The organism is Fibrobacter sp. (assembly GCF_017545445.1).
Classification (GTDB): domain Bacteria; phylum Fibrobacterota; class Fibrobacteria; order Fibrobacterales; family Fibrobacteraceae; genus Fibrobacter.
On sequence record NZ_JAFWOM010000032.1, the window covers coordinates 1 to 16,154 of the forward strand.

14 protein-coding genes, 1 tRNA gene and 1 pseudogene are annotated in these 16,154 nt (G+C 48.5%); 11 read left to right on the forward strand and 5 right to left on the reverse strand.

Annotated features, from left to right (window positions below; translation table 11 throughout):
• The 4 genes from IKG78_RS04100 to IKG78_RS04115 all read left to right on the forward strand — a co-directional run.
• The coding region (locus IKG78_RS04100) for a peptidylprolyl isomerase (protein WP_290939728.1) at positions 1-368 on the forward strand (368 nt) is incomplete at its 5' end.
• Positions 369-562: 194 nt separating this feature from the next.
• A tRNA-Ala gene (locus tag IKG78_RS04105) sits at positions 563-635 on the forward strand.
• Positions 636-855: 220 nt separating this feature from the next.
• The gene (locus IKG78_RS04110) at positions 856-2,769 is read left to right on the forward strand and encodes a M23 family metallopeptidase (protein ID WP_290939730.1); all 1,914 of its coding nucleotides are present in this window, start codon (positions 856-858) and stop codon (positions 2,767-2,769) included.
• A 39-nt stretch (positions 2,770-2,808) separates the two neighbouring features.
• Positions 2,809-3,189: a hypothetical protein gene (locus IKG78_RS04115; RefSeq protein ID WP_290939732.1), complete on the forward strand. Its 381-nt coding sequence runs from the start codon at positions 2,809-2,811 to the stop codon at positions 3,187-3,189.
• Positions 3,190-3,200: 11 nt separating this feature from the next.
• Here the strand turns inward: IKG78_RS04115 and IKG78_RS04120 are convergent, their stop codons facing one another.
• Positions 3,201-3,926 carry a polysaccharide deacetylase family protein gene (locus tag IKG78_RS04120; protein ID WP_290939735.1) on the reverse strand — a complete coding sequence of 242 codons (726 nt, stop codon included), beginning with the start codon at positions 3,924-3,926 and terminating at the stop codon, positions 3,201-3,203.
• 139 nt (positions 3,927-4,065) lie between these two features.
• Here IKG78_RS04120 and IKG78_RS04125 point away from each other — a divergent pair, with 139 nt between their 5' ends.
• A complete protein-coding gene (locus IKG78_RS04125) occupies positions 4,066-4,908 on the forward strand; it encodes an undecaprenyl-diphosphate phosphatase (protein ID WP_290939737.1) in 843 nt (280 codons plus the stop codon).
• Positions 4,909-4,986: 78 nt separating this feature from the next.
• On the opposite strand, the gene IKG78_RS04130 is transcribed toward IKG78_RS04125, so the two are convergent.
• Positions 4,987-5,916, reverse strand: a complete 930-nt coding sequence (locus IKG78_RS04130; RefSeq protein WP_290939739.1) for a hypothetical protein — start codon at positions 5,914-5,916, stop codon at positions 4,987-4,989.
• A gap of 18 nt (positions 5,917-5,934) precedes the next feature.
• Positions 5,935-7,035: a hypothetical protein gene (locus IKG78_RS04135; protein WP_290939741.1), complete on the reverse strand. Its 1,101-nt coding sequence runs from the start codon at positions 7,033-7,035 to the stop codon at positions 5,935-5,937.
• A 312-nt stretch (positions 7,036-7,347) separates the two neighbouring features.
• Here IKG78_RS04135 and IKG78_RS04140 point away from each other — a divergent pair, with 312 nt between their 5' ends.
• The 4 genes and pseudogenes from IKG78_RS04140 (at position 7,348) to IKG78_RS04155 (ending at position 10,679) form a co-directional block, all read left to right on the forward strand.
• Entirely contained in the window at positions 7,348-7,572 is a 225-nt protein-coding gene (locus tag IKG78_RS04140; protein ID WP_290939743.1) for a hypothetical protein, read from the forward strand.
• A gap of 329 nt (positions 7,573-7,901) precedes the next feature.
• Positions 7,902-9,788 carry a molecular chaperone HtpG gene (gene htpG, locus IKG78_RS04145; protein WP_290939745.1) on the forward strand — a complete coding sequence of 629 codons (1,887 nt, stop codon included), beginning with the start codon at positions 7,902-7,904 and terminating at the stop codon, positions 9,786-9,788.
• A 306-nt stretch (positions 9,789-10,094) separates the two neighbouring features.
• On the forward strand, positions 10,095-10,376 hold the full coding sequence (locus tag IKG78_RS04150; RefSeq protein ID WP_290939747.1) for a type II toxin-antitoxin system RelB/DinJ family antitoxin: 282 nt from the start codon (positions 10,095-10,097) through the stop codon (positions 10,374-10,376).
• Positions 10,373-10,679: pseudogene (locus IKG78_RS04155) on the forward strand (type II toxin-antitoxin system YafQ family toxin). Before IKG78_RS04150 ends, IKG78_RS04155 begins: the two are co-directional and overlap by 4 nt.
• Positions 10,680-10,764: 85 nt before the next feature.
• On the opposite strand, the gene IKG78_RS04160 reads toward IKG78_RS04155, so the two are convergent.
• On the reverse strand, positions 10,765-13,035 hold the full coding sequence (locus IKG78_RS04160) for a fibrobacter succinogenes major paralogous domain-containing protein (RefSeq protein WP_290939751.1): 2,271 nt from the start codon (positions 13,033-13,035) through the stop codon (positions 10,765-10,767).
• A 118-nt stretch (positions 13,036-13,153) separates the two neighbouring features.
• On the reverse strand, positions 13,154-14,569 hold the full coding sequence (locus tag IKG78_RS04165; RefSeq protein ID WP_290939754.1) for a PLP-dependent aminotransferase family protein: 1,416 nt from the start codon (positions 14,567-14,569) through the stop codon (positions 13,154-13,156).
• A gap of 364 nt (positions 14,570-14,933) precedes the next feature.
• Between IKG78_RS04165 and pdxS the strand changes: the two genes are divergently transcribed.
• Positions 14,934-15,812 carry a pyridoxal 5'-phosphate synthase lyase subunit PdxS gene (gene pdxS, locus IKG78_RS04170; RefSeq protein WP_290939757.1) on the forward strand — a complete coding sequence of 293 codons (879 nt, stop codon included), beginning with the start codon at positions 14,934-14,936 and terminating at the stop codon, positions 15,810-15,812.
• A partial coding sequence (pdxT, locus tag IKG78_RS04175) for a pyridoxal 5'-phosphate synthase glutaminase subunit PdxT (protein WP_290939760.1) occupies positions 15,813-16,154 on the forward strand: 342 nt, incomplete at its 3' end. It lies immediately after the preceding gene.

A 16,154-nucleotide genomic window follows, 5' to 3' on the forward strand; every position in this document is an offset into this window, starting at 1 on the left:
ACTTCATGATCCAGGGCGGCGACTTCACCCGCAAAAACGGCACCGGCGGCCACGCCGCTCAAGGTCCTGGTTCGACCATCGGCGACAAGTACGACAACCGCCTCACCCACGTCCGCGGCGCACTCAGCTGGGCTAAGACAGCCATGCCACACAGCATCGGCAGCCAGTTCTTCATCGTTCATGGCAACAACGTTCACTTCCTCGACCACGACCAGTGCGGCCCGGGCCCAGCTGACGGTTACTCCGTATTCGGCCAGCTCTACGAAGGTTTCGAAGTGCTCGACGAAATCGCCGGCGTGCAGACCGACCGCATGGACCGCCCGTACGACGACGTGATTATCGAATCCGTCACGATCGAGAAGGCTTAATTAGGCAATAGGTATTAGGTGTTAGGTTATAGGATAATAATCGCGGCATAGCCGCACATTATAGACGCGCGAAGCGCGTGATACTTTTCCTAACCCCTAACTCCTGTAACCTGATACCTAGAAAAAAAATTCATTTTTTTCGACATCCACCCTTGACACGTGCATCTATTCTTTCTATATTTGTGCGCGTCCTCGGGGTTATAGCTCAGTTGGTAGAGCGCCTGCATGGCATGCAGGAGGTCAGGAGTTCGACTCTCCTTAGCTCCACTAGAAAGATCCGCTAAAAAGCGGGTCTTTTTTTTAACCACAACATTTACAATAAAAAAAAGCGTTTTTCACGAACATTTTCATCACTATAAAATAATATTTTTGTATTTTATTTGTCGTTATGGATAGGCTTATAAAAATTTCATCTCTTATATTTGCAGTCGGGAGCATATTCTGTTTTGCCGACACAGGTTCAAACACCGTCTGTGACGCTTCCAAAATGGACGCTTTCGCCTATGATGACTGCATCGCAGCACAGCGAGGTGCTAAGCTTGACAACACTGACTTTTCCGAAAGGACAGCTCCCCCTGCAGAACTTGTTTCCGCATCCTACGTCGAACCGTTTCATTACGACCCGTTCCAACGCGATGCCTATCTGACGTCCTCTTTTGGCGAGAACCGCGGCACGCGCTACCATGCCGGCATCGACTACTCTACGCAGATGGAAGAAGGCTGGCCCATATTCGCCCCCGAAAACGGAGTCGTCAAAGAAATCAAAATATCTCCGTTCGGCTACGGCAAAGTGATGTTCTTCGAAGGCCACAGCGGAAAAACCTGGGTGTTCGCCCACCAGAGCAGCTTCCCGCAGTCTATCGAAAAACTCATCAAACAAAAGCAATACTCATCCAAGAGCAACGATGTTTCCATCAAGCCTAACATAAGATTCCGCAAGGGCGACACGCTCACATACTCCGGCAGTACTGGCATCGGAAACCCGCACCTACACCTCGAAGTCCGACTGAACAAAGACGACATCATCTCTCCCTGCCAACACGGTGTAAAATGCCTCGATACCATAGCACCGCAGATTTTCGGAGTTGCCGTATGGCAAGGCAACAACATAGCCCTCACAACCGACGACGCACTCCGCGAAGGTTGCGTCGAAGCTCCCGTCAAGAACGAATTTAACTTGTCCATGGCTATAAAAATTGCCGACTACAGCCGCGAACCCAAGGAAAATCCGATGGCAGTCCGCCGTATCGAACTATGGCGGTACGATGACAAAATTTACAGCAAAGTCATGGACACACTTAGCTACAAAAAGATGATCGACATCCGCAACGAACTACTTTGGGCGGAAGAAGCGGACACAGCCGGCGACTGGCACTACATCAACGCAAAGATCGGTCCAATCTCCACATACAGACTTGAAATAGAAGACTTTAACGGGCACACCATCAGGCGAGAATTCAGTTTCCAGCCGTCTTGCCGGAAGAACAAGCCTTTCATGCTCACACATTACCAGAACACTCCTGTTTATACATTCCTCAGCAGGAGCATGCTGGACATTTACCGTTGCGAATCAGGGTACAAATTTACAGCCCTCGACATGAACGAACAAATAATCAGCGAAGATCTCTGCAAGACATTCGACCACAACAAACTACTTCCTATTGGAAAAATTGCTGAAGTTTTCCCCGGAACAAGATATATAAGATACAGCGCCGACGCAGGTGCCACAGGAATGGGACGTAGCGTGAATGAAATCATCGCCATACACGCCTTCACCAGTTACCAGAACAACATCAATTGGTTCACCCAAATAGGTGACGTGAAAATTTCACAAAAAATTTCTGGTCTCCCAACCGTCAGCGACACAACGCTCAACATCCTTGCCATTACGCGCAACCAAACCGACAGCGTAAATTATTTCGAGTTCCATCCCAAGGGATTACAGTTCCACGGCAAATGGAACGTCTGCATAGACAACCCCAATAACCCCTCTCCTCTTTACTGGCTCGGAGAAACGACCCGCAGATGGTTCTACTTCGACAAACAGACTGGTACCACCAACCGTTGTGCTTCAACAAACGAACTTAGAGATTTGGCAAACATATCCGACAACGAAGGCATCTCGCTGGGATTCCCCTATTGGTCCGACGCATTTGTTGCAGGAGTGCGCCAAGTCGCTTTGAAGATTCCAGTTTTTTCTAAATACGCAGGCATTCCGGACGGGAACGCGATTACGGTCAAGTACGGCAAAAAATGGATTGCCGCCGAATACGATTCGGAACCGCGAGAAATCGTCATCCTTGGAGAAGCTTTGCCCGAAGCAGACGAAACGATTACAATTCAAATCGTCGATGAATTAAAGCGGAAAACGACGAAGACAATCGTTATTCCGGGGATTTAAAAATTATATTCGATGGGAGAATCCCCCCAAGGAGATTTTATGCACGCGAAGAAACTCGGATCGATATTGGCTCTGATGGCCGCCTTTGGATTTACCGCCTGCGATGACAGCGGTTCCAGTTCTAGCAATGAAACTTCTTGTAAAGTAACTTCGCTGGAGCCGCTTGTCATAGAAATGGTCAATGAAGGCATAAAGACAATAACGACCTTCAAGTTTGAAGGTGGCAAAATCATCGAAACAATAAAAGTGGATTACTATGTTTCAGAAGACATTTGCCAACAACTACAAGAACAATACCCATTACGGGATATCAAATGCAATAAAAACATTGTCACAACGACTAGCAAGGACGATTTTAACGAAAGCGATTTTGAAATTTCAAAGAATCGAGCAATCAGCTCTTGCAAGGCGAAGAATTAGTTTATAGTTCTTTATAATTCGCGATAATGAACCAATTTGCGATTGTTGTTCTGAGCCAAGCGAATGGTATCATGTATAACATTCCTGAACTGCGGAAAATCAACGGGGTGAACAGCAAGGCGAGGTAACCCCATCGGGAGTTTCATAATCAAGGCGGCATAAGCGATGGCCGCCTTTTCTGTTATCTTGGGAATCCCGGCAAAGCTAGCCACAGGCGACGCATAGCGCACACCGTCGGCGGTCGTCAGCGAGAAACGGTCTTCGTACAACATTTTTTCGGCACGGACTTGCCCCGGCAAGAATTTGTTGCTAAACCACGTCGGCGGCACAAACGCCACAGGAGCTTCAGCTTCGCCATTTTCGTCTGTGAACAACGTTTTCCACGCACCAAGGGCCTCTTGCAAAAGGCGGCTAGATTCGTATTCGGAAAGCCCTGCAAATTCCGCTTCGCCCGAAGTCATGTTCATGCCGATAAGCCCAGCATAACTGCGGCCTTGGCTGAATTCTGCCTTGTGCTTAAAGCCGTGCAAAGCAAGTTCAAAGCCCTCGGACTTGAGTTTTGCAAGCGTTTCGCGGAAACCAGCAATTGCATCGTCTGTGGCGTTTTCTGTATCGGGAATCACCAAAACGCTAAAAGGCCTCCCCGCTAAATCCTTGAGTTCTTCAAGAATCGGGGTTGCATTCTGATAATTCCAGACGCTAAAATCATGAAAACAAAGGAGAAAACGCTTGCACATGATAAGAATTATAGAAAAAAGCAGTAGACAGTAGACAGTAGGCAGTAGACAGGAAATAGCAAAAAAAACGCTCCAAATTAGCAAAATACTTCCTACTTCCTACTTCCTACTTCCTACTAAAAGCTACATTTACCTTACTATGTTTGAATCTATTATCCTCGGCCTGTTGCAGGGCCTCGCAGAATTCCTCCCTATCTCCAGCTCCGGTCACCTCGTACTTGGGCATGAACTCCTCGGCATGAACGAAGCAGGCATGTTCTTCGACATCATGCTCCACGCCGGAACGCTCCTCTCCATCTTCGTGGTGTTCCACAAGAAGATTACCGACATCATCGTGGGCTGCATCCGACGCGACAAAGAACAACTCCGCGAAGCCGGCTACATCATCTTGGCGAGTATCCCGACAGCGATGATCGGCCTCGGCTTCAAGGACGCACTCGAAAGCTTGTTCGTAAATCCGCGAGCAGTCTGCGTCGCAGAACTTTTCACCGGCTTGCTCCTATTCACGTCGCAGTGGGGCCCGACTGGAGCCAAGCACCCAGATAACGAAGGTGTGAAGATGAACTGGTGGCGAGCACTCGTGACCGGCACCGTCCAAGGCATCGCCTGCATCCCAGGCATCAGCCGCAGCGGTTCAACCATCAGCGCCATGATGTTCATGGGCGTAAACCGCAAGTATGCTGGCGAATTCAGCTTCCTCATGAGCATTCCAGCCGTCGGCGGTGCAGCACTCCTCGATTGCATCAAGTGGATCAAGTGCCAAAGCATGACTCCGGAAAAAGCGCTCCTCGACCCGGAAAAAGCTTTGAAGTGCGTCGATGCGGGCGGATTCTCTCCCGAACTCTTGGTCGGCATGGTCGTTGCGTTCATCTTCGGCGTCATCGCCCTCAAGTGGCTCATGAACTTTGTCCAGAAGGGCAAGTTCCAGCACTTCGCCTGGTACGTCTGGGCAGTCGGCATCTTGGGATTGATATTCCTTTAATCTTTTAAACTTTTGATAAAACAAAAGCGGCACACCCTCACGGGCGTGCCTTTTTTTGACGCAGATTTTTCAGCTCGATTATGCCCCCGCCCCCGGAAGAGGAATGACAATATGCCATTTGCCGTTGTCACATTGATACATCCAATGACCATCAATCACAACCGAAGAACCAGGCTTGTTGCAAGGAACGGCATCAGGGAGGATTCTATCCTCACCTTTGCAGTATTTCATTATGCCAAACTTGGTGCAAAGTTCAGCTTCGCTGTATCCGCACTTTTCCTGCGATGGGTCGCAACCGTTCGCCTCGATCCACATTCCGCTAGCACACATGTAGAGAGGGCGACTATTCTTACAATCCGTCTTTAAAGTGAAATCAGGTTCATCGCAATTCCATTTGTCGTCGCTTTCAACATCGGAGATGTGAACGCAACTTCCGGCGAGAACCCAATAGTTTTCACACACATACTCTTTCCCGGACTTACAGTCGATAGCACTTTGCGGACCGTTTGCATCACAATGCTTTGGCCCACATCCCGGAGCATCGCATGATGTTGGAGCGACATCCATGCACGTTTCTTTAATGTCTCTCCAGAAACCATCACGGCAAACGTAAACATCGTCCGTTTCGCAATCGGGTGCGGTCGCCCCTTCTTCGGAACAAATGGGAATCTGATAACTGACTTTTTCAGATTCGTCGAAATGCGGCATGTGGACGCATTTATCTGTAGATTGCGACGATGTGGGACGCACTTCTGAACTGGAACTATTTGCTACAACAGAAGAGGAACTCTCGACAGCATCGCTGCTAGACAAAGGCTGTTGCTTGGATTCCGACGATGCAGGAACACTACTTGACGAAAGCACTCCAATCGAAGAACTGCTGGCAACATTCTGCAAATCGCCAAAATCCACAGGCGCGCTAGAACTGTCTTCACCGCAAGCGGCAAGCCCAAAAGAAGCAATCAAAGCCACTGCACCCATTTTTTCGAACAACATTTTCTTATTCATATCATTTCTCCTGAACATTTACTGGACCGCAGGCGGCACAAAAATATACTCGCCATCACGGCATTTGAAAGTACAATCATCCGAACTAATTTCTTGAGGAGCATTTTCGTCACAAGGGGTTCTATGCATAGGATGCCTCCTGCAACCTTCAAGAGCCACCCCGTCCCTATCGTCTCCTTGATATTCAATCCACTTGCCTTCGGAACACACCGTAAATATATGCACATAACTACTATTAAGGCCACTGCCTTCAAACTTCTTTTCCACTCGCATATCGCTTTCAAAAGCACACGCCTTCCCGACTACAGCCATAGCCTCACGCCAATAGCCGCCATTACACACAAGTTCTTTACGTTGAACACAATCATAAGCCTTAGCCTCAGAGTTTACATCACACTTATCATCTAAACGTTTCTTTTGATTATCGGGAAGGTCGTTACAAAACTTCGAAAGATTAGTAAGAGTCCAGTGTCCATCAACACAAACATATTCGTCACCACTGTTGCAATCGGCAATAGAATCCGGAGCCATTACGCTACATTTTTTCCGTCCGCAGTTTGCATCGTTCCCCATACATTTTGTCGAAGCAACATTCAAACACTGCACCTCTTCCATCGACCAATATTTGGAACCAAAGTAATCCATGCAAGTGAAAATGACTCCTGTTTCGCAATCCCGAACCATCATTCCACTATCACGGCACTCATTGCAAGCTCGATTCCCATGTGGGCAAAAGTAGCCATCGCACGCTATGCACATATCAATAAGATTTTCACATTGAGCCAATAGCCCCACGGAGCTGGACGAAAGCTTTTGGCTAGAGCTGGACAACGCCCTTGACGAGTAGCTTTCTACGACAACAGACGAGGATGAAAGAACCGTACCGGGAATCGCGACGGAGCTGCTCGACGCAAGAACTTCACTCGACGCAGGAACATCACCGGAAGACAGAATCTCGGCGGCATCGCTACTAGATGATTCTTGCAAACAAATTACACCATTCAGTTCACAGGAGCAATCATTGGAGCAAGCAACAAGAGCGAACGCGACAAGAGCCGTCGCAGAGCAAGCAACCACCGACGCTGCACCAAACTTTTTGGATTGAGCAAAACTATTCATAGCAGAACTCCTTTTCTGACTTCGATAAAAATATACAATCATTTTTATAAAAGTCAAGTATTTTATGCTACAAAATTAAAGAAATTTCACAAAAATCAAAAGATTTTTTATAATTCCACACTTTATTTTCGTATATGCAACAATTTGTAGCATAAGGGGAACATCATTTCAATCTCGGAGAAACGACATTATTCATCATTAGTGATGTGTTCTGCGCTTCAGGATTTCCTTTTCTTCGAGTACGGCACGGTAAACGAAACTTGGGACTTCAGTCCCTTAGTTGAGTTATTCTCTATGGGGAAAAAATATCCAATGAAATTAATGACGTTGCAAACGACGCTTTGCAATTTCGTCTTGAGGGATACCCGAGATAGCGGCGATATCTTCGTCCGTAAATTTCGGATTGGCGAACATGGCATCGACCATTTGACGCCTACGGCGTCTGCGGCTGCACTCGGTCCTATTTATGATTATCATCTTTACAACTTTATGGATCCCCTCCGCAGGAGCAAAACAAAAAATAATGGTTGGAGCTAGCCCCAACCTCTTAGGCTCAGTTATATCCATGCAAGCATGGCTGCAACACTCACCTTTTGAGGTTGTCCTATCGCCTTCGACTCCAGGATGACACGGCCACAGACCTATTCTCCCCTCTCAATTGGCACGATTATTGCATATACTACCGCGAAAACAAGGCGGAACGATCGTTTTGTTTCATTTTGAAACAAGAACATAGCTCAACCGCTTAAAATTTTAACTGCGAACGAAAACAGCAAATAAAATTATTTGCCCTTCGGCAAGCTCAGGGCCCTTTACATAAGGTCGGTGAGCTTGTCGAACCGCTTTCGTCTAAACAGGAGATTAAAATGGCAACAGAGAAGATGGAATTCCAAACTGAAGTTCGCGACATGCTGAACTTGATGATCAACTCCCTTTACAGCAACAAGGAAATCTTCCTCCGCGAACTCGTTTCGAACGCGGCGGACGCACTCGACAAGCGCCGTTTCCTTTCGCTCTCGAACGCCGACTTGCTTCCGATGGGCACGCAGCTCCGCATCGATATCTCGGTGAACAAGGAAGGCAAGCGTCTGGTCGTGGAAGACAACGGTATCGGCATGAACAAGGAAGACTTGATCAACTGCCTCGGCACCATCGCCCGTAGCGGCACCAAGAACTTTATCAAGAATTTGAAGGAAGGCGACAAGGGCAGCGTCGATTTGATTGGCCAGTTCGGTGTAGGCTTCTACTCCGTGTTCATGGTCGCGAAGAAGGTCGAAGTCCTTACGCTCAAGGCCGGCGAAAAGCAGGGCTACCTGTGGGCATCCGAAGGCACGGGCGATTTCGAAATCTCCGAAGCACCGCTCGACAAAGTGGGCACAAAGATTACGCTTTACCTCAAGGATGACGAAGACACCGAAGACTTCGCAAGCGAATGGAAGATCAAGGACATCGTCCAGAAGTACAGCGGCTTCGTGAGCTACGGCATCTACTTCCACCCGGAACCGAAGAAGAACGACAAGGGCGAACTCGAAGAAAAGCCCGAAGAACGTTTGAACGAAAAGCAGGCCTTGTGGCGCCAGAGCGAAAAGGAAGTCACCGAAGAACAGTACAAGGACTTCTACAACGTCATCAGCCACGAAGCGGACGATCCGGCGACATGGAGCCACAGCCACGCCGAAGGTTCTCAGGAATTCTGGAGCCTCGTCTATATTCCGTCGAAGGCTCCGTTCAACATCTGGCACAACGACGCTCTGCACGGGCTCAAGCTCTACGTGAAGAAAGTCTTTATCATGGACGACTGCAAGGACTTGCTGCCGCCTTGGCTCCGTTTTGTGCGCGGCGTGGTCGATAGCGAAGACTTGCCGCTGAACGTGTCCCGTGAAATCTTGCAGAACAACAAGATAATCACCAACATCCGTAAGCACGTGATCAAGAAAGTGCTCGACGCTTTGCAGAATATGGCCGACAAGGATGCCGCGAAGTACAACGCCTGGTGGCGTGAACTCGGCATGGTGCTGAAGGAAGGGTTCTACATGAACTGGGAACATCTTGACGAACTCAAGAAGTTGCTCCGCTTCGAAAGCACCAAGACCGAAGGCGACGCTCTCGTGGGTCTCGACGAATACGTGAAGCGCATGCCGGAAGGCCAGAAGGAAATCTACTACCTCATCGGCGACAAGAACGCCGTGAAGTCTAACCCGATGCTCGAAGCCTTCAAGGCGAAGGGCTACGAAGTCTTGCTCATGAGCGACGGCATCGACGAGTTCATGATGTCTAGCCTCCAGGAATTCGGCGACAAGAAGTTCCACGACATCGCCCGCGGCGATGTAGATTTCGACAAAACCGAAGACGAAAAGAAGGCCGAAGAAGCCAACAAGGGCATCTTCAAGGGCCTCTGCGAAAACCTGCAGAAGGTCTTGGACGAAGACATCAAGGAAGTCCGCGTGTCTAGCCGCCTGAAGGATAGCCCCTGCTGCCTTGTGACCAGCGAAGACGCCATGAGCGCCCAGATGGAACGCATGATGAAGGCGATGGGCCAGAAGAACTTGCCGAAGAGCAAGCGCATTCTGGAAATCAACCCGACGCACCCGATTTGCGAAATGCTCAAGAAGAAGGCCGAAGCGAAGGAAGATCTCGGCGATTGGCCGAAGGCCCTCTACGGCCAGGCTCTGCTTGCCGAAGGCTCTCCGCTCCCGAACCCGGCTGAGTACGTTGCCGCGATTACCAAGCTGCTGACCGCCAGCGTGAAGTAAGGTCACTGTGCCGGTGCGCTGAGTTTGTCGAAGCGTTGCCGAAGTGACGCAAAGCAGGAAAGCACATCGCATCATCCTGAAGCGAACAGCCCCGAAGGATCCAACGCAATCAGCAGACCGCGAAGGATCCAGTCAGAAAAAAACACTGGATTCTTCGGGCCAAAGCCCTCAGAATGACGACAAGCATAGAAAAGACCGCGATTCTATCGCGGCCTTTTTTATTTCACGTGAAAAGCCCTTACTTTTCACGTATAATTACGTATATTTAATGTGTAAACCACATAATTTTCACTAGAGAGGCAAAACATGGCAAACCTGACAATTACGCTTGACGACGAAGACAAAAAAGGACTTTCCGATTTCTGCGAACAAGTCGGGATGACCATTTCGGGCCTTTTTAACGTTTTCACCAAGCAAGTGTTGCGCGAAGGGAGAATTCCTTTTGAAATCGCCGTGGATCGCCCGAATCGCACAACCATCAAAGCCATGAAAGAAGGCGACAAGCTCATTGAAAAGTACATGAAGGACCCGTCCTCCGTCAAGACATACAACAACGTTGACGAATTGATGGAGGCTATGCTTAAATGATCAAGTTACCTACCACAAAGACGAAATATGCGGTCAGTTACACATCCGTAATGAAAAAAAGATATGAAGCGAGCTCAAAAACGCGGCTATAACATGGAAGAAATCGCAAAAGTCATTTCCAAGCTCGCCAACGACGAACCTCTAGAAGAACGTTACCGCGACCATTCCCTTGACGGAAACTGGTCCGGGCACAGAGAACTCCATATCCGTCCGGACTGGCTTTTGATATACCAGAAAAAGGAGAATTTGCTGATTCTTGAACTCGCCCGCACGGGAACCCACGCAGATTTGTTCAGCAAGTAAAAGACCGCGATTCACTCGTGGTCTTTTTTGCATTTCTGCGACTTTCGACACTCGTCTGTAGCCCGCATAGCGGGCGTTCTTTCGTCTAATCTTTTACGCAGCGGACGGAATAGCCGCTATACTTGTAACTGATGTCCAAGACCAAGCGATCGTAGTTGAAATCCAGTCTCACGTAGTACGCAGAAGACCCATCAGAGAAGTATGCGGCGGTCCCTTCAGTAGAACAACTCCAGAAGAACGCTTGGCTACCATTGGCGTAGAAATTTTCGTAATAGTTCCTGTAGCCAGCAGGGAACGCCGAGAACCCAAAATCATCCGTGCCATTGCCGCTCTTCTTATCCCAGTTTTCCCAGCCACTCGTTGACTTGAGCACCTTGCCCGCAGTCGATTCGCCACCAACTGCTGAGAACAAAGTATCCCACTCCGCCCTACTAGGCAAATGCCATCCATCAAGGCACACACCACGCACCGGATAGGTTGGCGAGCAATCACTGCCATAATATCCGCAACCCTTGCTGTTCTCGCTCCATTCGCCCACACTATCCATCGCAGCACCCCATGTGTAAAGGCGACCGTATTCAGCACAATACTCAGCGGTATTTTTGAAGCAATAAGAGTTCGTCGCTTCAAAATTCAGGTTCTCAGCCATCCAAGTCTGATTACCGATTTTCACAGTCTTGTAAGTCTTGTTGTCGCGGGAATCCGTCACAGAACCTGTAACTACAGTTGAGCTATTCGATTTTGCTGTAGATGACGAAGATTTTTGAGTCGAAGATGACGATGCTTTAACACTGCTACTGGACTCCGCACTCGAACTACTCGACTTCACGCTTGACGACGACTCCGTCTTTTTGCTGCTTGAAGATTTTGCATCAGACGAAGGATCGGAACCAAGAACGCAGCGAACCGACATTGCGTTATCCATATATTCACCAATAAAGACTGCGTCCGCATAAGCATTCTTCATAAACAAACTAAACGCATGATCGAGCAGAATTCCACCATCACTAAGCCTAGTCGAAGTTTTTATATCCTCCGTAGATGTCCAAAAATACGCAAGAACTTTATCACCGATAAAATCGTAGGATTCAATGTTTCCTGTGACAACTACGCCGCTTAAATTATCTTCTTTTCTATAGCCTCCGGGGAGTGCGGTCAATCCGTAATCATCTGTTCCGACAGTTTCCTTTTTCTCGAATTTCCAGCCGTCAACAGACTTAAGCTTTATCCCAGCGCTGTCTTGGCCGCCAACTGTTTTCAACAAAGTCTCAAATTCTGCCTTAGAGGGCAAGTGCCAGCCGCCGGGGCAAACCTGCGTTGCCACATCCCACTTGTAAAGGCGACCATACGTACTGCATAAGCCTGGGTTACGATTTTGTTTGGACGAAGGCTCTTCGCCATAACAATAGCTAGAGTTCGTATTAAGGTTTAAATTTTCCGCCATCCAAACCTGGTCGCCGATTTTCACGGTCTTGTAGGTCTTGTTGTCGCGGGGGTCCTTCATGGTGTTGTTTTTCTCGTCGTATGTCGCCTTGCCACCATTCGACGTTGCACTAGAAGACTTTGCGCTTGAAGAAGATTTTTTTGTCGAAGAACTAGACTTCGCACTCGACGATGACTTCGCCTTGCTGCTGCTGGATTTTGCGGAAGGAGTTCCCATCACGCAGCGAACGGAGAACCCATTATCTACGCCAATGCTGAACTTATTGGCCATGTCCACTTGTTTTAGGAAAAATATGCTAATAGCACCATCGGAAGTGTATTCTGTTGCAGTCCAGAAATACGCCCTTTTGCCCTCGTCAGAGAATGTTCCGTCATCAAGCATGTGACCCGCCGGAAGAACCCTAAAGGAATATTTATCCGTCCCCCCGCCATCGTTAGCCCAGCCACTCTCCGATTTGAGGTATAAGGCCGCTTTCGACTCACCCCCGACATTCGTAAAAAGTTCAATCCAGTCACTATCCGTCGGTAAATCGAATCCATCAGGACAAGCTTCGTTAGCTTCGGCCCAAGTGTAAAGGCGGCCATACTTGTCGCAATTACTTGATTTATCGTTGTAGCAGACGCTGTTCTTCGTTTTGTAATTGAGGTTTTCTGCCATCCAAATCTGGTCGCCGATTTTCACGGTCTTGTACATCCGCCCGTCGCGGAAGTCCTTTAGGGTATTGTTCTTGGCATCGTATGAGCTATTGCTAGACTTTGCAGAACCGCCCTTGCTGCTACTTGATTTTTTCACGGCACTGCTGGACACCAGTTCGTCTGAATCGGCGTTGTTGCCACTGTCACCACCGCAAGCGGTAAATACGGACATCGCAGTCACAAGCATAAACGGCACAAACTTTGCAAACATTTTCATAAACCTCTCCTCCCCATACATTTGAGGTAAATATAAGTAATTTGAGGATTTAAAAAGGCGATCCCGGCACTTCGGCAAGCTCAGTGACCTTAGGCCGGGATGACAAAGCAAGAAAATCTCATTCCACAATTTTTTCAAGCAGCAAAACAGCCTTTTTCATTTGCTTTTCGGGAACGGAGGAATAGTTGATGACAAATTCATGTTGTGAGGGTTCGGCCATCGTGTAGTAATCCGAAAGTGCCCCGATGCGAACGCCTTTTTCAAGCGCCCGATTGCAAAATTCTTCGTCGGAAAACGTTGTCTTCACTTTTAGAATAAAGTGCAAGCCGGCATCTTGTTCGGCGATTTCAACGCGGTCATGAAGCGGACTGCGACGGATGATATCAAGCAGAGTATCGCGACGGTGACGGTAAAAATTGCGCATACGGTTGATGTGCTTTTCGTAATGACCGCCGCTGATGAATTTTGCAAGTACGTACTGTTCAAGGTTCGATACAGTGCAAGTGTAAAATGAAAATTCTTTGTGAAATTTTTGTGCAAGCGGTTTCGGGAGAATCATGTAGCCCACGCGCACCGTAGAGGCAAGCGTTTTAGAAAATGAATTTATATAAACCGTCTTGTCTTGCACGTCAATGTTTTGAAGGGACGGAATCGGATGGCCAACCATGCGGAACTCGCTATCGTATTCGTCTTCGACGATGTAACGATTGCTCGATTTTGCAGCCCAGCTTAAAAGCTCGTAACGGCGGCTTACGGGCATCACCTTGCCCGTCGGGAAATGGTGCGATGGCGAAAGATGAACAACGTCCGTACAAGTTTCTTCGAGCTGGTCTATGCGAACGCCATGCTCATCAAGCGGGATAAAATTGCAAACAACATTTAATTTTTGATAAATTTTAGAAATTTTGCTATAGCCGGGGTCTTCAACGCCGTACTTTTTATCAAAGCCCAATAGTTGCACAAGCCAAGTGTAAAGGCAATCCGTCCCTGCTCCGATGACAATTTGTTCTGGATCCACACGCATTCCACGAAACCCCAAAAGCATTTTGGCAATCGCTTTTCGGAGAGCAAGGACTCCTGAATTTGGCGAACGAGTCAGCAGTTCATTTTGCTGTTCGCAGAGGACTTTCCGCGTAATCTTCGCCCACGTCGAGAACGGGAACGTAGATGCATCGACCTGATTGTTGACAAAGTCTGCAATATAATGGGTCGCCTTCGGCGGTTCAACGCGTTGCGATTCACGGGATTGCTTGGCGGGAATGGGCTTGGGCTGGATTTGCGGATTTTTCGATTGGATGGTGGCGACAAAGAAGCCCTTGCGTGGGAGCGAGTAAATGAAGCCTTCCGCTAAAAGCTGCTCGTAAGCATTTTCCACAGTCACCACGCTCACGCCCAACGCATTTGCAAAGGGACGTTTTGACGGGAGCTTCGCATCCGCTTCAAGACGCCCCAACAGAATATCGTCCTTTATGGAACGATAAAGGAAATGATAAAGAGTGTCATCACCTACTTTTGAAATATCGTATGAGAGCATTTGGGAAACCTCACGTTAAAATAAACTCAAAAAAAAAGAATCACTGGATCCTTCGCGGCTATCGCCACTCAGGATGACAACGGAAACACAAAAGTTAAAACAAAAAAGCATACAGCACCGCGAGCGAGAACCGTTTCGAGTGTTTTTACAATGCGAAGTTCTTGCATTATCAAGCTTTCCTTTTGAAAAAACTGACCACAAACTGGCATTAAACTGAACCTATTAAAATAATAGAAATTTGAATATTTAATAAAGTCAATAAAAAGTCTAAATTACGCTCCGAAAACAGCGAAACGCCCTGGATCCTTCACCTTACGGTTCAGGATGACGAAAAAAGTTCCGCACAAACCACAAGGAGTCCCCAATGTCAACAGAAAACCGCTACGAATTGAACAAGAATCTCGCCCAGATGCTCAAGGGCGGCGTTATCATGGATGTGACCACCCCAGAACAAGCAAAAATCGCAGAAGCAGCCGGTGCCGCCGCCGTCATGGCACTTGAACGCATCCCTGCCGACATCCGTGCCGCAGGCGGCGTCTCTCGCATGAGCGACCCCAAGATGATCAAGGGCATCCAAGACGCCGTTTCCATTCCTGTGATGGCCAAGTGCCGTATCGGCCACTTTGTCGAAGCTCAGCTCCTCGAAGCCATCGAGATTGACTATATTGACGAAAGCGAAGTGCTCTCCCCCGCCGATGACGTTTTCCACATCAACAAGCACGAATTTAAAGTACCGTTCGTCTGCGGTGCACGAGACCTTGGCGAAGCACTCCGTCGCATTGAAGAAGGCGCTTCCATGATACGTACCAAAGGCGAACCGGGAACCGGCGATATCGTGCAGGCCGTCCGTCACATCCGCCTCATGAACCAAGAAATCGCCCGCATCACTTCCATGCGCGAAGACGAACTTTTCAACCGAGCCAAGGAATTGCAAGTTTCGTACGAACTCGTGAAATACGTCCACGACCACAAGCGACTCCCCGTCGTGAACTTTGCCGCTGATGGTGTCGCCACTCCGGCTGATGCAGCCCTCATGATGCAGCTCGGCGCCGAAGGGGTGTTCGTCGGTTCGGGCATTTTCAAGTCCGGCAATCCGGCAAAACGCGCCGCAGCGATTGTACAAGCAGTCACAAACTACAAAGACGCCAAACTCATCGCTAAACTTTCCGAAGATTTGGGCGAAGCCATGGTCGGCATCAACGAAACCGAAATTGCACTTTTAATGGCAGAAAGAGGAAAGTAAATGAGCGAAGACAAAACAAACAAACGATTTAAAATCGGCGTACTCGCCGTGCAGGGAGCGTTTGCAGAACACCGAACGATGCTTGAAAAGCTTGGGGTCGAGACGTTTGAAATTCGCCAGTTGCGCGACCTCAATCAACACTTTGACGGTCTCGTGCTCCCCGGCGGAGAAAGCACCGTGCAAGGAAAACTTTTGCGCGACCTCGGGCTTTTTGAACCTTTACGCGAGCGCATCGAAAGCGGCTTCCCCACTTTCGGGACTTGCGCAGGACTCATATTGCTCGCCGAAAAATTGAGCAACGACGGTCACACGTACTTTGCGACAACGCCCGTTACTGTAGAA

What these genes read in the sequence shown, in the direction of transcription:
- IKG78_RS04110 (WP_290939730.1), top strand. Translation starts at nt 856, where the DNA reads ATGGACGCTTTCGCCTATGATGACTGCATCGCAGCACAGCGAGGTGCT.
- IKG78_RS04115 (WP_290939732.1), top strand. Translation starts at nt 2,809, where the DNA reads ATGCACGCGAAGAAACTCGGATCGATATTGGCTCTGATGGCCGCCTTT.
- IKG78_RS04120 (WP_290939735.1), bottom strand. Translation starts at nt 3,926, where the DNA reads ATGTGCAAGCGTTTTCTCCTTTGTTTTCATGATTTTAGCGTCTGGAAT.
- IKG78_RS04125 (WP_290939737.1), top strand. Translation starts at nt 4,066, where the DNA reads ATGTTTGAATCTATTATCCTCGGCCTGTTGCAGGGCCTCGCAGAATTC.
- IKG78_RS04130 (WP_290939739.1), bottom strand. Translation starts at nt 5,916, where the DNA reads ATGAATAAGAAAATGTTGTTCGAAAAAATGGGTGCAGTGGCTTTGATT.
- IKG78_RS04135 (WP_290939741.1), bottom strand. Translation starts at nt 7,035, where the DNA reads ATGAATAGTTTTGCTCAATCCAAAAAGTTTGGTGCAGCGTCGGTGGTT.
- IKG78_RS04140 (WP_290939743.1), top strand. Translation starts at nt 7,348, where the DNA reads ATGAAATTAATGACGTTGCAAACGACGCTTTGCAATTTCGTCTTGAGG.
- htpG (WP_290939745.1), top strand. Translation starts at nt 7,902, where the DNA reads ATGGCAACAGAGAAGATGGAATTCCAAACTGAAGTTCGCGACATGCTG.
- IKG78_RS04150 (WP_290939747.1), top strand. Translation starts at nt 10,095, where the DNA reads ATGGCAAACCTGACAATTACGCTTGACGACGAAGACAAAAAAGGACTT.
- IKG78_RS04160 (WP_290939751.1), bottom strand. Translation starts at nt 13,035, where the DNA reads ATGAAAATGTTTGCAAAGTTTGTGCCGTTTATGCTTGTGACTGCGATG.
- IKG78_RS04165 (WP_290939754.1), bottom strand. Translation starts at nt 14,569, where the DNA reads ATGCTCTCATACGATATTTCAAAAGTAGGTGATGACACTCTTTATCAT.
- pdxS (WP_290939757.1), top strand. Translation starts at nt 14,934, where the DNA reads ATGTCAACAGAAAACCGCTACGAATTGAACAAGAATCTCGCCCAGATG.